We start from the raw sequence: 17,826 nt of genomic DNA, 5'->3' as shown, positions 1-17,826 counted from the left end.
AGGCCTTTCAGCGTGTGACGGGGTGGGCCGGCTCCTCGCCGGCGAGGACGGCGAGGACATCATCCAGCGAGTACGCGCCCATGTTGTCGACGGCCTGGGTGGTCTGCGCGCCCAGGTGCGGCGTCACGATCACCCGATCGGCGAGGTCATCGGCGAGCAGCGGACTGGCCGATGCCGCGGTGTCGCCGTCGAGCGTGTCCGCGGCATAGCCCGCGAAGCGGCCGTCGGCGAGCGCCGCGGCGATGGCCGTCTCGTCGACGAGGTCGGGACGGGCGGTGTTCACGATGACCGTGCCGGGGCGGATGCTGTCGAGCCGAGCAGTATCGATGAGTCGCTGCCCGCCCGGCGCATGCAGGGTGATGACATCGGCGCGCTCGAACAGCTCGTCGAGCTCGACGGGTTCGGCGACGAGTTCGCGGACGCGTTCGGCCTGGAGGAAGGGGTCGGCGACGAGGATGCGCGGCCCGAAGCCGCCGAGGCGCCGTGCGACGCCCTGGCCGATGCGGCCGAAGCCGACGATCCCGACGGTTGCGGCACCGAGCTCGCGTCCACGGCGTACGGACCAGTCACCCCGGCGCACGCGACGATCTCCGTCGGGGATGAAACGGAGCGCGGCGAGCATGAGGCCGACGGTGTGGTCGGCGACCGCGTCGGCGTTGGCTCCGGGGGTGTTGGTGACTCGGATGCCGCGGGCCTCAGCGGCGTCGATGTCCACAGCCTCGGTTCCGACGCCGTACCTCGCGAGAACCTTCAGTTTCGGGGCGGCGTCGAGGTGGGCGGCCGAGACGGTGCCGGTGCCTGCGATCCAGGCATCCGCCGTCGCTAGCAATGGAGCCAGGGCTGCGAGGTCGTGGTGCGCGGGGCCGCGAACGATATCGTGCCCGGCATCCGCTGCGCGGGCGACGAGGTCGAGGTCGCCGTCGGAGAAGGAGCGGCTGGTGGCGAGGATGATGCCCATCAGTTGCTCCCTCCGGGCGTCGGCATGGCCGGGACGGATGCACGATCGGGGGACAGATGCACGACTGGACCGGGCGCGTGGTCGTGCATCCGCGCCCCGGTCGTGCAGATGTACCCGGGCGCCATCATCGTGGGGCTCCGGCGAACCAGGGCGCCAGGGCGTCGTAGGCGGCGGTGAAGCGGGAGTGCCGCGCGGCGTGGACGCTGTGGCGCCCGGCATCCGGGGCGAACTCCGCCGTCACCTCGCTCAGCGTGCGGGCGGCTGAGAAGTCGGCGAGGCCGAGTCCGACCGCTCCGGTGACGGCGGCCCCGAGACTGTTCGCCTCTTCGACGATCGTGCGGCGACGCACCGGGATTCCCCACACATCGGCGAGGATCTGCAGCAGGGCATCGCTCTGCGCGCCGCCGCCGACGGCATCGATGCGGTCGATCGTGGCGCCCGACTCGCGGAAGGCCTGGATGCTGCTGAGCAGGTTGTAGCCGAGGCTCTCGAGCACCGCGCGCACCAGGTGCCGGCGCGTGTGATGCCGGCCGATGCCGACGAACGCACCGCGCGCATGCGGGTCCCACATGGGGGAGCGCTCGCCGAGCAGATAGGGCAGGAAGTACAGGTCCTCGGTGTCGAGATCACCGCCCGCTTCGGCGGTGAGCCGTGCGGTGTCCGGATGCAGCGGGTCGGGGGAGAGCGCCTCGCTGATCCACTGGATCGAGGCGCCGCCGGCCTGCATCGTCGCGGTGGGCACGAAGCTGTTCGGCACGACGTTGTCGAAGGTGAAGGTGCGCATCCCCTTGTCGATCAGGGGAGCATCCGAGGCGAAAGAGATCCAGGAGGAGGTGCCGAGGCTCACGTACGCGCCGTCCTCCGGGGTGACGATGCCCGAACCGACCGCGGCCATCGGCCCGTCGCCGCCGCCCATCACTACGCGCACACCCGTATGCAGTCCGAGGGCCTCTGCTGCGGCATCCGTCAGCGAACCGGCGATCGCGGTGGAGTCGAGGATCTCGGGGAACAGCGATCGGTCGAGGCGAGCCGCGGTGAGCACCTCGTCCGACCAGTCGCCCAGGTGCTGGTCGTAGGCGTTCGTCCCGGAGGCGTCGGAGCGGTCGGTCGCCAGGCGACCGGTGAGGCCGAGCACGATGTAGTCCTTCGCGACGCAGAAGCGCCGCACACGCGACCAGACGTCGGGCTCGTTGTCGCGCACCCACATGACCTTCTCCACCGAGTAGGTCGGGTTGAGTCGGTGACCGAGCACCCGGTACGCGTGCTCGGCGCGGAGCGACTGCTCCAGCTCGCGCTGTTGAGCGTCCGCGCGCGTGTCCGCCCAGATGATCGCCGGACGCACCGGCGCGCCCTCCCCGTCGAGCAGCACGGCGCCCATCATCTGCCCGCTGACGACGATTCCCTGCACGTCGGCCGGGGCAGTCGAGGTGCGGGCGAGAAGCTCGCGTGTCGCCGAGACGACGGCATTCCACCAGTCCTCGGGGCTTTGTTCTGCGACGCCGCCGGCGGCGAAGTGCGCCGGGTAACCGACCGTCGTGGATGCCACCAGCCGGCCGTCCTCGTGGTGCAGCGAGGCTTTGTTGCCGGTGGTGCCGAGATCGTGCGCGATGATCACAGTTCGTGCCTGCTTCGTTGGTTGCGGTTTCCTGATCGTGCTGTTTTGGAGTATACCTGTAATTACAAGTCCTGTAGTTACAAGTCGTAGGAGATCATCGTGAGCACCCCATCCGCCGTGGATATCCCCACCCTGCTGGAGATCTCACCGCAGGGCGGCATCGAAGGGCGGTCCCGCCGCTACGAGAAGTATCTGGGCGACATGGACGGCGTCTACCGAGATGAGCGAGCCTGGCAGGATGCCGTTGGAGAGCACGGCACGGAAGAACTGGTCTACTGGGTCGACGACCATCGCTACCAGCAGGGCCCCGGTGCCCTGATCGTCGGCACGAGCACCGTGCTGCCAGGTCGCTACGGCGAGGAGTTCGCCGTCACCCGCGGGCACCTGCACGCGGTCGCCGATCGGGCGGAGCTGTACTACTGCCTGAGCGGGCGCGGCGTCATGCTGCTGGAGACCCTGGACGGGCAGTCCTCGGCGGTCGAGCTCACCCCGGGCAAGGCTGTCAATGTGCCCGGACACTGGATCCACCGCAGCGTGAACGTGGGAGACGAGCCGTTCGTCACACTGTTCTGCTATGCCGCCGATGCGGGTCAGGACTACGGCGTGATCGCCGACGCGGGCGGCATGAAGAACCTCGTCATCGCAGACGGCGACGGCTGGGCGCTGAAGCCCAACCCCGACCACATTGGATACCGCGCGGAGTGATTCAGTGCGCACCGGTTCAGCGCTGCCGCGATCGATACGCGGCGACGGCGTTGCGATTGGTGCAGGTCGTGGAGCAGTAGCGGCGGGAGCGATTGCGGGAGAGGTCGAGGACGACGCCACCGCAGGTCTCGTCCGCGCACACCGAGATCCTGCTTCCCTCATTCGCGCGCACGACGTCGATGAGTGCCATCGCGGTCTCGGCGAGGATGCGTTCGGCGAACGGGCGATCGTCGGCGACCGCGTGGAGGTGCCAGTCCGCTCCGTCGTGGCGCACGAGCCGGGCATCGAGGGTGACCTCTCGGAGTGCGGCGTTGATGCGTGCGACCATCTCATCGCGTGACGCCAGCAGCACGGATCGCAGCTGCGGACGCAGTGCCCGAAGCCCGGTGAGTTCGGCCGGGTCGCGGTCGATCCGGCCCGTGTAGGGGAACGCCTCGAGGAAGGCGGCCACGTCATCTTCGGTGACCAGCGTGTCGGGGTCCTCTGCGGTGTTGACGAGGTGAACGGCGGCGCGCAGCGCCTCGACCGTGTCATCTGTGAAAAGCATATTGACACCTTACACTTTCGAGGCATAGTGTCATCGATCATGACCACTTTGGCTGATGACCGTCGCGCTCGTGCCGGCTTGCGGATCGGGCTCCCGCTCGCGATCGGTGCGGCATTCGCATTCGGCATGTCCGGCGCCTGGGCGCGCGGGCTGATCGATGCCGGGTGGACACCCGGTGCAGCCGTCACCGTGCGGATCTGGGTGGCGGCGCTCGTGCTGCTCGTACCCACGATCATCGCGTTGCGTGGTCGGTGGCGATTGCTGCGGCAGAACGCTGCGATCATCACCCTCTACGGACTGCTCGCCGTGACGGCGACGCAGCTGTTCTACTTCCAAGCGGTCGCGGTGATGGATGTCGGGCTCGCCCTGCTCATCGAGTACACGGCCCCCGTGGCGGTCGTGCTGTGGCTGTGGCTGCGTCATGGCGAGAAGCCGACAGTGCGCAGCATCCTGGGCGCGGTCATCGCATTCATCGGACTCGTCCTCATGCTCGACGTGCTCTCCGGCCGCATCGTCGACATCGGCGGAGTGCTCTGGGCGTTCGGTGCGATGGTCGGCGCAGCGGCGTACTTCCTGCTCTCCGGCAGAAGCGACACGGGGCTGCCGCCGCTGGTGCTTGCCGGAGCGGGCCTTCTCGTCGGCGCGATCGGACTGACGTTGGCGGGGGCCGTCGGCATCCTCCCCATCGCCTGGAACACGGATGACGTCACTTACCGATTCGGAACCGTCCCGTGGTTGGTTCCCGTACTCGCCATCGGCATCATCGCGACGGCGCTGGCGTACGTGCTGGGCATCGCGTCCACGCGTGTGCTCGGCTCGCGCCTGGCGTCGTTCATCGCGCTCGCCGAGGTCGTGGCGGCGCTGCTGTTCGGATGGCTGCTGCTGGGGCAGCTGCCGAACCTCGTCCAGGGCCTCGGTGCGGCTCTGGTGCTCACGGGTGTCGTGGTCGTGAAGCTCGGCGAGCCGGCGGCTCTGGTCTCGGGGGATCCCGTCCTCGCTCCACCGGGTGAACAGTTCGCGGATGGTCTTGAAGTCACCGACCCGCGGGACGAAACTGGCCGTGCCGGTGCTCGAACGAGCCTGGACGACGCGTAGGAGAGGACACGGACATGGCGCACGGAGACATCACCCACATCGACATTCCCGTCGGCGACATGGAGCGCGCGAAGGCCTTCTACTCGGGGCTGTTCGGGTGGGAGATCGCAGAGATCCCCGGCTTCGAGGACTATCCGATGTGGCAGGCGCCGAACAAGATCAGCGGGGGAGGGCTCGCGCCTCGCAGTGCCGACTTCACGCAGCCGCGCTCGTACGTCGAGGTCGAGTCGATCGATGACACCGTCGCCGCTGCCGTCGAAGCCGGTGCGACGGTGCTGATGGAGAAGCAGCCGATCAGCGAGACGAGCTGGTGGGCCGTGATCAGTGACCCCGATGGCAATTCGATCGGACTGTACGAGGGCGTGACCGACGCCCGTTGAGTTGTTTGTATACGTTGAGCGCCTAGCTCGCTCGGAAATGACTGACTGGCACGAATTGTGTATACACTGAGGGTGTGAGCACCGCAGTCGAGCGAACCAGAGCCAGCGATCGCGCCTACGCGACGCTGCTGGAGGAGATCCAGTCGGGCGACCTGGCGCCTGGCACGGTTCTTGCCGAGGTCGAGCAGGCGGCCAGGCTCGGAGTGAGTCGCACGCCTCTGCGCGAGGCGCTGCAGCAGCTCAGCGCCGATGGCCTCGTAGAGCAGCAGTCGCCGCGGGTCACGGTCGTGACCGACATCGACGCCGATGACATCCGCTCACTCTTCGAGATCCGCCGTGCGCTGGAGGAATCCGCTGCGCGTCTCGCCGCCGTGCGCGGCGATGCCGAGCTGTTCGCACGTCTTGCCGCGGAGTTCGCGGATGCCGGAGCGTCCCTCGGTGCAGCCACGGGCCGCGACGACTACTACGCGCTCATCGCCCGCTTCGATCGGGCAGTGGATGCCGCGGTAGGCAACGACTACATCGCCGCAGCCCTGCGCACGGTTCGCACGCATCTCGTCAGAGTGCGCCGACTGTCGCGCGACAACCCTGCCCGACTTGCCGCATCCGTCGCCGAGCACCGGCTCATCGCCGAGGCCCTTGCCGAACGCGACGGCGACCTTGCCGCGCACGCCACGCATGTGCATCTCCGAAATGCGCTCACCAGCATCCTCGACAGCATCCAGAACCCCGACATCACGCAGAACAGAGGACAGTCATGACCGTCACCCACCATGTCCGCGTCTACAAGAGCGAAGAAGACCTGCCCCGCGAGAACCAGCTCGCCTGGAAGATCGCCGAGGTCGCGACAGACGCTGTCGAGGTCGAGCAGGACGTCGTCGACATGATCATCAACCGCATCATCGACAACGCCTCCGTCGCCGCCGCATCCCTCACTCGCGGCCCGATCATCGCGGCCCGCGATCAGGCGTTCAGCCACCCGGCATCCACCGGCGGCGCCGGCGCGAACGTGTTCGGCGCCTCACTCGACAGGCGCACCAGCCCCGAGTGGGCCGCATGGGCCAACGGCGTCGCGGTGCGCGAACTCGACTACCATGACACGTTCCTCGCGGCCGAGTACTCGCACCCCGGAGACAACATCCCGCCGATCCTCGCGGCGGCCCAGCACGTCGGTGCCGACGGCCGTGCACTGGTGCGCGGCATCGCCACCGGCTACGAGATCCAGGTCGACCTCGTGAAGGCGATCTGCTTGCACAAGCACAAGATCGACCACGTCGCCCACCTCGGCCCGTCGGCCGCCGCAGGCATCGGCACGCTTCTCGGGCTCGACGCAGAGACCATCTACCAGGCCGTTTCGCAGGCGCTGCACACCACGACCGCCACACGCCAGAGCCGCAAGGGCGAGATCTCGACGTGGAAGGCGCACGCGCCCGCCTTCGCGGGAAAGATGGCCGTCGAGGCGGTCGACCGCGCCATGCGCGGCCAGACCAGCCCGTCGCCGATCTACGAAGGCGAAGACGGAGTCATCGCCTGGATGCTGGACGGTCCGGATGCCGCGTACGAGGTGCCGCTGCCCGCCGCCGGCGAGCCGAAGCGCGCGATCCTCGACACGTACACGAAGGAGCACTCCGCGGAGTACCAGGCGCAGGCCTGGATCGACCTGGCACGCAAGCTGCATGGTCAGGGCATCGACACCACGAACATCGACTCCGTCGTGCTGCACACCAGCCACCACACGCACTACGTGATCGGCTCCGGCGCGAACGACCCGCAGAAGTACGACCCGACCGCGTCGCGCGAGACACTCGACCACTCGATCCCCTACATCTTCACTGTCGCGCTGCAGGACGGCACGTGGCATCACGTCGACTCGTACGCGCCGTCGCGGGCCGCGCGCCCCGACACGGTCGAGCTCTGGAACAAGGTCACGACCCTCGAGGATGCCGAGTGGACCCGTCGTTACCACTCGAACGACATCGCGGAGAAGGCCTTCGGCGGTCGGGTCGAGATCCTCTTCGCAGATGGCACCACCCTCGTCGATGAGATCGCCGTCGCTGATGCGCACCCGCTGGGAGCGCGGCCGTTCGCCCGCGAGAACTACATCGCCAAGTTCCGACTGCTCGCCGAGCCGGTTCTGCCGCCTGAGGAGATCGAGCGCTTCCTGTCGCTGGTGCAGCGACTGCCGGAGCTCACCGCCGCCGAGGTCGCGGAGCTCTCGATCATCGCGAAGCCGGGCGTCGTGGCATCCGAACAGGTCACCAAGGGATTGTTCTGATGCTGTACTCCACCACCACTCCCGCCGAGAAGCGGCGTCTGTTCCGCGAGCGCCTCGCGACCGGCGAGCTTCTGCGTTTCCCCGGCGCGTTCAACCCGCTCAGTGCGCGGTTGATCGAGCAGAAGGGGTTCGAGGGCGTCTACATCTCCGGTGCCGTGCTCTCCGCGGACCTCGGCCTGCCCGACATCGGCCTGACGACTCTCACCGAGGTCGCCGGCCGTGGTCAGCAGATCGCCCGGATGACCGAGCTGCCCGCGATCATCGACGCCGACACCGGTTTCGGCGAGCCGATGAACGTCGCCCGCACGATCCAGACCCTCGAGGATGCCGGTCTCGCCGGAGCCCACATCGAGGACCAGATCAACCCGAAGCGCTGCGGTCACCTTGACGGCAAGGCCGTGGTCGATTCAGACACGGCGGTCAAGCGCATCCGGGCCGCCGCCGACGCGCGCCGCGACGAGAACTTCCTCATCATGGCGCGCACCGACATCGCCGCCGTCGACGGACTCGAGGCCGCGAAGGACCGCGCGAAGGCGCTGGTGGATGCCGGTGCCGATGCGATCTTCCCCGAGGCGATGCGCTCGCTCGAGGAGTTCGCCGCGATCAGGGCGGCGGTCGAGGTGCCGATCCTCGCGAACATGACCGAGTTCGGCAAGAGCGACCTCTTCTCAGTCGACCAACTGCGAGATGTCGGCGTGAACATCGTCATCTGGCCGGTGTCGATGCTGCGCATCGCGATGGGTGCGACCGGCCGTGCACTCGATACGCTGAACGAAGAGGGGCATCTGACCTCGAAGCTCGGCGAGATGCAGCATCGCGCCGATCTCTACGACCTCATCGACTACGAGTCGTACAACCACTTCGACTCCGGCGTCTTCAACTTCACCGTTACGAAGGAGTGAGCAGTGGCTGAGAACGAGATCAAGAAGGGCCTCGCAGGGGTCATCGCCGACGAGACGGCGGTCAGCAAGGTCAACCCCGAGACGAACAGCCTGCTGTACCGCGGATACCCGGTGCAGGAGCTGGCGGCGACGCAGTCGTTCGAGGCTGTCGCGTATCTGCTGTGGCATGGCGAGCTGCCTACCGACGCGCAGCTGGAAGAGCAGCGCACGACCGAGCGGCAACATCGCGCACTCGCCCCTGAGGTGAAGGATGCGATCGACCGTCTCCCGCTGGATTCGCACCCGATGGACGAGGTGCGCACAGCGGTCAGTGTGATCGGCGCCATCGAAACGGCCGGGATCAGCAACGTGCTGGACGCCGTCGGCACCCCTGAGGAGAATCTGCAGCGCAGCCTGCAGTTGTTCGCGGCGTTGCCCGCGATCGTGTCGTACGGCCAGCGTCGTCGTCAGGGCCTCGATGCCGTCGAGTCGCGTGACGATCTCGACTACGCGGCGAACTTCCTGTGGCTGACGTTCGGCGAGGAGTCTTCCCCGGTGGTTGTGGATGCCTTCAACCGTTCGATGATCCTGTACGCGGAGCACTCGTTCAACGCGTCGACGTTCACGGCACGCGTGATCACCTCGACCCTGAGCGATCTGTACTCGGCGGTCGTCGGCGCGATCGGCGCGCTGAAGGGCCCGCTGCACGGCGGAGCGAATGAAGCCGTGATGCACATCTTCGACGAGATCGGTTCGGCGTCCGAGGTCTCGACGTGGCTCGACACTGCACTCGCCGAGAAGCGCAAGATCATGGGCTTCGGACACCGCGTGTACAAGCGCGGCGACTCGCGCGTGCCGACCATGAAGGCCGCGCTCGACACCCTGGTCGCGCACTACGACCGCCAGGATGTGGCGGAACTGTACGAGACGCTTGAGAACGAGTTCGTGTCTCGCAAGGGCATCTACCCGAACCTCGACTACCCGTCCGGCCCGGCGTACAACCTGATCGGCTATGACACGCTCACGTTCACGCCGCTGTTCGTCGCGTCGCGTATCACCGGCTGGACCGCGCACATCCTCGAGCAGCAGGCGTCGAACGCGCTGATCCGCCCACTGTCCGCATACAACGGACCGGACGAGCGGCACATCGAGGAGTACGAGCCGGACACGGCGGCGATCAAGGTGCAGGAGCGGCCGGAGGAGGCCGCGGGCTGACACGCACTCAAGGGAGAATCATGACGAAGCGCAACGAAGCGGTTCTGGTCGACGTCGTCCGCACCCCGGTCGGACGAGGCAAACCCGGTGGCGCCCTGAGCGGAGTGCACCCGGTGGATCTGGCCGCGGGGGTGCTCTCGGCGATCCTCGAACGCAACGGCCTCGAATCCCGGCAGATCGACGATGTGCTCCTCGGCTGTGTCAGCCAGGTCGGCGATCAGTCGATGAACATAGCCCGACAGGCGGTGCTGGCGGCAGGATTCGACGAGACCATACCGGGCGCGACGGTCGACCGGCAGTGCGGATCGAGTCAGCAGGCCGTGCATATCGCGGCCCAGGGAATCATGGCCGGCGCCTACGATGCCGTGCTGGTGGGCGGAGTCGAATCGATGAGCCGCGTTCCCCTCGGGTCTTCTGCGGCAGGCGGATCGCCGATGTCGCCGCGGCTGCGCGCCCGCTACCCGGACGGGCTCGTGAACCAGGGCGTCTCCGCCGAGCTGATCGCGCAGCGCTGGGGCTTCAGCCGTGACGAACTCGACGCGTACGCGGCAAAGTCGCACCGTCGCGCGGCCCAGACATGGGCGGATGGATTCTTCGACGGCACGGTCATCGCCGTCGACGAGGCGCCGGACGCGCGGACCGATGAAACCGTGCGGGCCGGAACGACGGCCGAGAAGCTCGCCGGGCTTCAGCCCGCGTTCCGCACGGATGCTCTCGCGGCACGGTTTCCCGAACTGAAGTGGAGCATCACGCCGGGCAACTCGTCGCCGCTCACAGACGGTGCGTCTGCGGCTCTGCTCATGAGCGCGGAGCGCGCCGAGGCTCTCGGGCTTAGGCCCCGAGCCCGGTTCAAGGCCTTCGCCGTGGTGGGCGACGATCCGATGATGATGCTCACCGGTCCGATTCCAGCCACGCGCCGCATCCTGGAGCGAGCCGGGCTCACAATCGACGAACTCGACGCGTACGAGGTCAACGAGGCTTTCGCCTCAGTTCCGCTCGCCTGGGCTGCGGAGCTGGGAGCGGATGCTGCGAAGTTGAACCCGCGCGGTGGCGCGATCGCTCTTGGTCACGCGCTCGGATCGTCCGGCACGCGCCTGCTCGGGACGCTCATCGATCAGCTCGAGGCGACCAGTGGCCGCTATGGACTGCAGACTATGTGCGAGGGCGGCGGCATGGCCAACGCCACGATCATCGAACGGGTCTGAGTAGGCCGTTGGCTTCATTCGAATCGCGCAAGATGCTCCATCTGACCGTCGGATCGGTGCATTTGCGCGATTCGAACGATGAAGTCAGCGTCCGTTCCCGGCGAACCCGGTCGACTCCCGCCGGATGATCCGGAAGTCCGGCTTGATCGTGCGCGGGGGGCGACGCGCGCCCTTCTCCGCGATGCGCTCGATGAGCAGGTCGACTGCCGTGGTGGCGATCTGCTCGCTGCCCACGTCGACGCTCGACATCGAGGGGACGGAGAATCGGGCCTCGTCGATGTTGTCGAAGCCGATGACGGCGACATCGCCCGGCACACTCAGCCCTGCTTCGCCGAGTGCTCTCAGCGCACCCATCCCGAGTGTGTCGTTGAGGGCGAACACGGCGTCGAACGGGATCTTCTGATCGATCAGTTCGCGCGTGGTCGACGCGCCGGCGGAGTGGTTCCAATGCTCACAGGGGCGGATCAGGCTCTGATCGACGTCGATGCCGGCGCCCTCCAAGGCGAGGAGGTAGCCGTCCAGACGCAGGCTCGCCGAGCTCACCTCGGTGCCACGCCCGTTCTCCGCGCCGATGATCGCGATCCTCCGGCGCCCGATGTCGAGGAGATGCTCCACCGCTGCCCGTGCTGAAGATGTGTTGTGCATCGCGACATGGTCTGTCGGGCCGTTGAAGATCCGCTCGCCCAGCAGCACCAGCGGGAACTCGGTGCTCAGCGAGTCGGCATCCTTCTGGCCGAGCGCCGACGGGCTGAACATCAGTCCGTCGGTGAGTCGGAGGCGCCCGCCGGTGACGACCTGGAGCTCGCGCTCCCTGTCGCCGCTGGTCTGCTCGACGACGACGCCGAGGCCCCGAGCATCCGCCGCCCGGATGATCGCATCGGCGAGTTCGGCGAAGTAGTTCTCGCGCAGGGCGGGTACGGCCAGACCGATGACCCCCGTGCGTCCTGAACGAAGGCCGCGGGCGGAGAGATTCGGGCGGTAGTCGAGCTCATCGATCGCCACCAGCACGCGATCGCGAGTGTCGGGGCGCACGTGCGGGTAATTGTTGATGACGTTGGAGACCGTCTTGATGGAGACGCCGGCGAGCTGTGCGACGTCGTGCATCGTCGAATCCATCGGTCCCGCCAATCGCCGCTACTGCCGCCGTGCTTCTCACTCTAGTCTGCTGGGTGGGAAGCGCGAATGCGGGCGGGCGTATGGTGGCCCGCCCGCATCCGGCTGTCCCTGGGTTACTGACCCAGTTCGTTCAGCACGGTGTCCTGTGCCTGTTCGAGGGCTTCTTGGGCCGGAGTGCCGCTCTCGTAGATCTCGTTGAGAGTGACCGTGCGGAACTGGTTGTCCACGGTGGGCAGATTCTCGTTGGAGAACGACGCGAAGTGTCCGATGCCGTCCTTCACCGAGTTCAGCACGTCGAACAGATTCGTCTGGAAGTACTCGTTGAACTTGTTGTCCGGGTTGTGCGTGACCGCTTCGTCCTCCCAGACCGACATGTTGACGGGGTCGAAGCCGAGGACCTCCCACACGGCCACATTGGCCTCGAGGGACAACTTCGTGAATGCGAGGAACTCACTGGCGAGTTCCTTGTTCTCGCTCGCCGCCATCACGGAAGTGCCGGTGCCGCCGCCGCCGATCGTGAGGATGTCGGAACCCTCGATCTGCGGTGCCGGCGCGATGGCGATCTTGCCGGCAAGGTCCGGCATGTAGTCGACGTAGCGCGAGGTGTACCAGGCCGGGTAGACGACGGCCGCGAAGTCACCCTTGTTGATGGCGCCGAAAGCCTCTTCGCTGTCAGGGCTGCCTCCCGGGATCGTCGAGATCGCGCCCGAGTCCTTCATGTCCTGGAACATCTGCATCGTCTCGACGACTTCGGGGCTGTTCAGCGCGGGTGCGCCGAGGCCATCGTCATCGAAGAGCTGGCCGCCGTTCTGAGCGATCGCCAGCGGCTCGGTGAAGTAGACGCTCGTGCTCGCGACGCTGAAGGCCTTGTCCGTCGCCTCGTTGTACGCGGTTCCGGCTGCGGCGAAGTCGTCCCAGGTCTTGATCGTCGTATAGTCGATGCCCGCGCTCTCGAGCAGCTCCGTGTTGTAGAAGGCCACGAATGCGCCGACGTGCGTCGGGTATCCGTAGACCTTGCCGTCTCGGCTGTACAAGTCGAGCCGGGCCTGCACGATGTCGTCGACGTAGGGGTCGGCGGCATTCGTCAGGTCGGCGAGCGGCGGGTTCTCGCCCTTGACGAAGTTCGCGAACTTGCCGACCTCGATGTCAGCGAGGTCGGGCAACCCCTGGCCGGAATTCACGGCGAGCAGCAGCTTGTCGTGCATGTCCTGGTACGGGTAGACGGTGAGGTTGAGGTCGACGGCCTTGTCGGGGTTCTCCTCGTTCCACTTCTCGGCCATCTCTTCGTAGACCTGGCCGTGGAGTTCGGCGAACACCCACATTTCCAGTGCGGTGGCGCCGTCGGCGCCTTCGCCGCCGTCCGACTGGTCGCCGCTCGTGCAGCCGGCGAGGGCTCCGACTACCAGCCCTGTCGCGATCGTTGCGGTCAGAATCCTTCGGATTCGCATGGTGATACTCCTGACTGTGTGTTGGGTATTGCGGGTAAGGGATAGAGGGACAGCGTTGAGATCAGCCCTTCACCGAGCCGGCGGTCATGCCTGCGACGAAGAATCGCTGGAACGCGAGGAAGAGGATCAGGATCGGGATGAGAGAGAAGAACGAGCCGATGATCAGCAGCTCGTAGTTGTTGCCATGAGGGGTCAGTAGGGTGTTGAGACCGATCGGCAGCAAGAATTTTTCGGGCGAGCGCAGCACCAGAAGCGGCCAGAGGAAGTTGTTCCAGATGGTCATCCCGTTGAGGATCGCCATGGCGGCGAAGGCGGGCTTGGCGATGGGGACGACGAGGCGGAAGAAGATGCCGAACTCGGTGACTCCGTCCACGCGACCGGCTTCGAGGATCTCCTTCGGCACGCCGAGGAAGTACTGGCGGAAGAAGAAGATCGTCACGGCCTGGGCGAGGAACGGCAGGACCACGATCCAGTACTGGTCGGCGGCACCGATGTCGTTGACCTGCACGTAGAGCGGCAGCATGAGCATCTCGAAGGGGATCGTCATCAGGATGATCACGAGGATGAAACCCAGGCTCTTGCCGCGGAACTCGTACATCGCGAATCCGTAGGCGACGAACGAGCTCACCAGCAGCGTGCCGGCCACCTGGATGACGGTCAGCGCCAGACTGTTCCAGAACCATTGGAAGTACATCCCGGAATCGGTGAAGAGCATCACGTAGTTGTCGAGGCTCAGTTCTGAGAAGTCGATCGAGAACGAGATGCCGTTGCGGATGACCTCGTTGCCGTCCTGGAAGGTGCCCACGAAGATCGCGAGCACGGGCACCAGCGAGATCAGTGCGATCACGATCAGGAAGGCGCCTTGTATGAGTGCGGCCGTCCTACGGGTCACGCGCGGCCGCGGCGCGGCGACACTCGAGGTGCGGTCGGGCCTGGTGGCTGTCTGCTGGCTCATCGCGCCGACTCCTTCTTGAACGTTCCCGTTGCGGTGAGCTGGGTGAGGTTGATGGCGAGGACCAGTACCAGAAGCACGACTCCGACGGCGGAGGCGAAGCCGAGATCGTTGTCCTGGATGCCCTTCCGGTACAGGTAGCCGACGATCGTGAGGCCTTGGTTGTTCGGGGAGTTGTTCCCGGCGTAGAGCATGAAGCTCTCCAGGAACATCGCCAGCCCGCCGTACACGCTGATGGTGGTGACGTAGACGATCGTCGGCTTGATGCCGGGAAGTGTCACGTTGAAGAACTGCTGGATCTTGCTCGCGCCGTCGATCGATGCCGCTTCGTAGTACTCGCTCGGAATCGCCTGCATCCCCGCGAGGAAGTACATCGTGTTGACGCCTGCCCAGCGCCACAGGGCGAGAAGCAGGAGCGCTGCCAAGCCGGTGAGGTCTTCGCGGAGCCAACGCACCGGCCCGAAGCCCAGGAACTCGACGATCTGGTTCATCAGTCCCGAGTCCGTCTCGGAGAACATCAGCCGGAACACGATTCCGGCGACCACCACCGACGTCAGAGCCGGCACGAACAGCGACGACTTGAAGAAGTTCTTGATCCGGCTGCTTCCCAGTTTGGAGTTGATGATGGCTGCGAGCACCATCGGGATGGGCACGAGGATCACGAGCGTCAGCACCATGTAGCGGATGCTGTTGAACATGGCCTTCCAGAAGACCGGGTCGCGCCAGAGCCGCTCGTAGTTCGCGGTGCCGATGAAGGTCGCCTGACCGTACAGAACCTCTTGGAAGCTCATGATCACGGAGCGTCCGACAGGGACCAGCCAGAAGATGAGCAGCGTCACCAGGAACGGCAGGATGAACAGGTAGGGCGCGAGCCGCTGACTGTAGAGCAGCTTCTTCATGCGATGTGTTTCGGCCATGGCAGTTTCTTCCTCGAACTAAGCCTCTGGGACTGAACTTCTCCGTCCTCGGTTGAGAAGGCTATACTCCGGAGAGAAAATTTACAACGTTGTATTTCTGTGCTCGACAGACGATCCTGAGCTGATGTCGTGCACGGATGCGAGCAGTGAAGAGCCGATGACGGAAGGCGCACCAATGACGGACGAGATCTGGCGGGACCCCCGGGTCGAGGTCGAGGAGAGACTCGATGCGCTCGTCGCAGAACTGACCGCAGAGGAGAAGATCGTTCAGCTCGGCGGATACTGGGCGGACCAGCGCACCTCAGGCGAGATCATCGCACCGATGCAGGATGTGTTCTCCGAAGGCAGGGCGCCCTTCGAGCGCGTCGTGCGCAACGGCATCGGCCAGCTCACCCGGGTGTTCGGCACCGCGCCGGTCTCGGCGAGTGAGGGGATGGGGCGCATCCGCGATGCTCAGCGGCACCTGCTCGACACCACGCGCATCGCCATCCCGGCGATCGTCCACGAGGAATGCCTGACCGGCTTCACCACGCACGGGGCGACGGTCTATCCGACCGCGCTCGCATGGGGTGCCACCTTCGACCCGGAACTGGTGGGCGAGATGGCGCGCGCGATCGGTCGCGACATGTCGGCGGTCGGCGTCCATCAGGGGCTGTCCCCGGTGCTCGATGTGGCAACCGATTACCGTTGGGGTCGGGTGGAGGAGACCATGGGCGAAGACCCCTATGTGGTCTCCACGCTCGCATCCGCCTACGTCCAGGGTCTCCAGGATTCCGGCGTCATCGCGACGTTGAAGCACTTCGCCGGGCACGCGACCTCGCGAGGCGGGCGCAATCATGCGCCGGTCGCGATGGGAGAGCGCGAGCTGCGCGATCTCGTACTCCCGCCCTTCGAGATGGCCGTTCGGGTCGCCGGAGCGCGCAGCGTGATGAATTCCTACACCGAGACCGATCGGGTGCCCGCTGCGGCGGATCGATGGCTGCTCACGGATCTGCTCCGGGGAGAATGGGGCTTCGACGGCACGGTCGTCTCCGACTACTGGGCCGTCGCCTTCCTGAAGTCCAAGCACGCGGTGGCCGGGACCATGGCCGAGGCCGGCCGCCTCGCGCTGCACGCCGGGCTCGATGTCGAACTCCCCGACATCTCGGCGTTTCTCGCTCTGGACGAGAACGATCCTGATCCTGATCGCACTGCCGCCGACATCGACACGGCGCTGAGGCGCGTGCTCAGGCAGAAGATCGAACTCGGGCTGCTCGACGAGGGATGGGAACCGGCTGAACCCGCCGACCACGACCTCGACAGCCCGGCCAACCGTGACATCGCTCGACGAATGGCGGAGAAGTCCGTCGTCCTGCTCGACAACTCCGCGGATCTGCTCCCGCTGTCTCGTGGGACATCGCGCATCGCGCTCGTCGGCCCCTGCGCCGATGACCCGAGTGCGATGATGGGGGCTTATTCGTTCCCGGTGCACGTCCTGTCCCGGCATCCGGAGTTCGGGCTCGGGCTGGACGCGTTGTCACTCCCGGACGCCCTGCGGGCGTCCTTCCCAGGGGCGGATGTCGTCGTGGAGCGCGGTTGTCCGCTGCAGGCTCCCGGCACGGCGGAAGATCTCGCACGCGCAGTGGACGCCGCGACGCACGCCGACGTCGCGGTCGTAGTCGTCGGCGATCACGCCGGCATGTTCGGCAAGGGCACTTCTGGCGAGGGGTCGGACGCGCCTTCCCTCGAGCTTCCTGGTGAGCAGGGCGATCTCGTCGAGGCGATTCTGGCGACGGGCACTCCCGTCGTGCTCCTCGTCCTCTCCGGCCGTCCTTATGCGCTCGGACGCTTCGTCGGGCGTGCCGCTGCGATGCTGCAGGCGTTCATGCCCGGAGTCGAAGGCGCCGGCGCCATCGCGCGCATCCTGGTGGGAGAGGTCAATCCGAGCGGTCATCTGCCGGTGCAGGTGCCGCACGGGGCCGCAGCACTTCCGCATACCTATCTCGCACCTCCACTCGGACAAGACGGCGACCGGATCAGCAATCTGTCGATCGCTCCGGCCTTCCCGTTCGGCCACGGTCTGTCCTACACGACCTTCGAGATCCACGACCTCGTCCTCGACCGCGCCGAGATGGCCACGGACGGCGCGGTCACCGCATCGGTGACGGTGACGAACACGGGCGGGCGAGCAGGAGAGACCGTCGTGCAGCTGTACTCCGCCGACCCCGTCGCGCAGGTGACCCGGCCGGTGCAGCAACTCGTCGGCTACGCGCGGATCGCGCTCGAAGCCGGTCAGCGCACCCAGGTGTCGTTCACCCTGCACGCGGACCGCTTCTCGTTCACCGGGCTCGCTCGCCGGCGAATCGTCGAGACGGGAGATATCGTGCTCTCCGCCGGACTCTCCGTCGGCGCTCTCGCACGATCGCACACCCTTGTCATGACCGGAGCCACGCGCGAAGTCGTCGACCCGGTGCTGTGTACCGAGGTCGCATGCACCCCCACAGCAACAGCAGTCCCCACGATCTCGTAATGGAAGAG

General features: G+C 66.4%; 16 protein-coding genes. 9 read left to right on the top strand and 7 right to left on the bottom strand.

Translation table 11 applies throughout. The features are described 5' to 3' along the window. Positions 1–7: 7 nt before the first annotated feature. Both HDC95_RS07000 and xylB read right to left on the bottom strand, forming a co-directional pair. Positions 8–958 (bottom strand): NAD(P)-dependent oxidoreductase, encoded by a 951-nt coding sequence (locus HDC95_RS07000; RefSeq protein WP_259062588.1) that lies wholly within the window; start codon positions 956–958, stop codon positions 8–10. A 124-nt stretch (positions 959–1,082) separates the two neighbouring features. Continuing rightward, positions 1,083–2,573, bottom strand: a complete 1,491-nt coding sequence (xylB, locus tag HDC95_RS06995) for a xylulokinase (protein WP_259062587.1) — start codon at positions 2,571–2,573, stop codon at positions 1,083–1,085. Positions 2,574–2,672: 99 nt separating this feature from the next. On the opposite strand from xylB, the gene HDC95_RS06990 reads away from it, so the two are divergent. Then, on the top strand, positions 2,673–3,278 hold the full coding sequence (locus HDC95_RS06990; protein ID WP_259062586.1) for a glucose-6-phosphate isomerase family protein: 606 nt from the start codon (positions 2,673–2,675) through the stop codon (positions 3,276–3,278). Between the two features lie 16 nt (positions 3,279–3,294). Here HDC95_RS06990 and HDC95_RS06985 read toward each other — a convergent pair whose 3' ends face one another. Then, a complete protein-coding gene (locus HDC95_RS06985; RefSeq protein WP_259062585.1) occupies positions 3,295–3,825 on the bottom strand; it encodes a CGNR zinc finger domain-containing protein in 531 nt (176 codons plus the stop codon). Positions 3,826–3,864: 39 nt separating this feature from the next. On the opposite strand from HDC95_RS06985, the gene HDC95_RS06980 reads away from it, so the two are divergent. The 7 genes from HDC95_RS06980 (at position 3,865) to HDC95_RS06950 (ending at position 10,876) form a co-directional block, all read left to right on the top strand. Further along, positions 3,865–4,920 carry a DMT family transporter gene (locus HDC95_RS06980; RefSeq protein ID WP_259062582.1) on the top strand — a complete coding sequence of 352 codons (1,056 nt, stop codon included), beginning with the start codon at positions 3,865–3,867 and terminating at the stop codon, positions 4,918–4,920. Positions 4,921–4,934: 14 nt separating this feature from the next. Continuing rightward, positions 4,935–5,300 (top strand): VOC family protein, encoded by a 366-nt coding sequence (locus HDC95_RS06975; protein ID WP_259062581.1) that lies wholly within the window; start codon positions 4,935–4,937, stop codon positions 5,298–5,300. 74 nt (positions 5,301–5,374) lie between these two features. Continuing rightward, complete coding sequence (locus tag HDC95_RS06970; RefSeq protein WP_259062580.1) at positions 5,375–6,061, top strand: GntR family transcriptional regulator; 687 nt, start codon at positions 5,375–5,377, stop codon at positions 6,059–6,061. Then, positions 6,058–7,575, top strand: coding sequence for an MmgE/PrpD family protein (locus tag HDC95_RS06965; RefSeq protein WP_259062579.1), 1,518 nt, complete (start codon positions 6,058–6,060; stop codon positions 7,573–7,575). Before HDC95_RS06970 ends, HDC95_RS06965 begins: the two co-directional genes overlap by 4 nt. Continuing rightward, positions 7,575–8,477: a methylisocitrate lyase gene (gene prpB / locus HDC95_RS06960; RefSeq protein ID WP_259062578.1), complete on the top strand. Its 903-nt coding sequence runs from the start codon at positions 7,575–7,577 to the stop codon at positions 8,475–8,477. The genes HDC95_RS06965 and prpB overlap by 1 nt, the downstream gene beginning before the upstream one ends. Positions 8,478–8,480: 3 nt before the next feature. After that, the gene (locus HDC95_RS06955; RefSeq protein ID WP_259062577.1) at positions 8,481–9,671 is read left to right on the top strand and encodes a bifunctional 2-methylcitrate synthase/citrate synthase; all 1,191 of its coding nucleotides are present in this window, start codon (positions 8,481–8,483) and stop codon (positions 9,669–9,671) included. Between the two features lie 20 nt (positions 9,672–9,691). After that, positions 9,692–10,876: a thiolase family protein gene (locus HDC95_RS06950; RefSeq protein WP_259062576.1), complete on the top strand. Its 1,185-nt coding sequence runs from the start codon at positions 9,692–9,694 to the stop codon at positions 10,874–10,876. An 84-nt stretch (positions 10,877–10,960) separates the two neighbouring features. On the opposite strand, the gene HDC95_RS06945 is transcribed toward HDC95_RS06950, so the two are convergent. From HDC95_RS06945 to HDC95_RS06930, 4 genes are all read right to left on the bottom strand, one after another. Then, positions 10,961–11,980 (bottom strand): LacI family DNA-binding transcriptional regulator, encoded by a 1,020-nt coding sequence (locus HDC95_RS06945; RefSeq protein WP_259062575.1) that lies wholly within the window; start codon positions 11,978–11,980, stop codon positions 10,961–10,963. Positions 11,981–12,105: 125 nt separating this feature from the next. Further along, positions 12,106–13,440: an ABC transporter substrate-binding protein gene (locus HDC95_RS06940; RefSeq protein WP_259062574.1), complete on the bottom strand. Its 1,335-nt coding sequence runs from the start codon at positions 13,438–13,440 to the stop codon at positions 12,106–12,108. 61 nt (positions 13,441–13,501) lie between these two features. Further along, on the bottom strand, positions 13,502–14,395 hold the full coding sequence (locus HDC95_RS06935) for a carbohydrate ABC transporter permease (protein WP_259062573.1): 894 nt from the start codon (positions 14,393–14,395) through the stop codon (positions 13,502–13,504). After that, positions 14,392–15,309 carry a carbohydrate ABC transporter permease gene (locus tag HDC95_RS06930; protein ID WP_259062572.1) on the bottom strand — a complete coding sequence of 306 codons (918 nt, stop codon included), beginning with the start codon at positions 15,307–15,309 and terminating at the stop codon, positions 14,392–14,394. Before HDC95_RS06930 ends, HDC95_RS06935 begins: the two co-directional genes overlap by 4 nt. A gap of 175 nt (positions 15,310–15,484) precedes the next feature. Here HDC95_RS06930 and HDC95_RS06925 point away from each other — a divergent pair, with 175 nt between their 5' ends. Beyond that, entirely contained in the window at positions 15,485–17,818 is a 2,334-nt protein-coding gene (locus tag HDC95_RS06925; RefSeq protein WP_259062571.1) for a glycoside hydrolase family 3 N-terminal domain-containing protein, read from the top strand. Positions 17,819–17,826: the final 8 nt, after the last annotated feature.

It is taken from the genome of Microbacterium sp. AK031 (assembly GCF_024807145.1).
In the GTDB taxonomy this organism is placed as follows: Bacteria; Actinomycetota; Actinomycetes; order Actinomycetales; family Microbacteriaceae; genus Microbacterium.
Note: the sequence above shows the minus strand (reverse complement) of the source record. Positions and strands in the feature narration are given on the sequence as shown.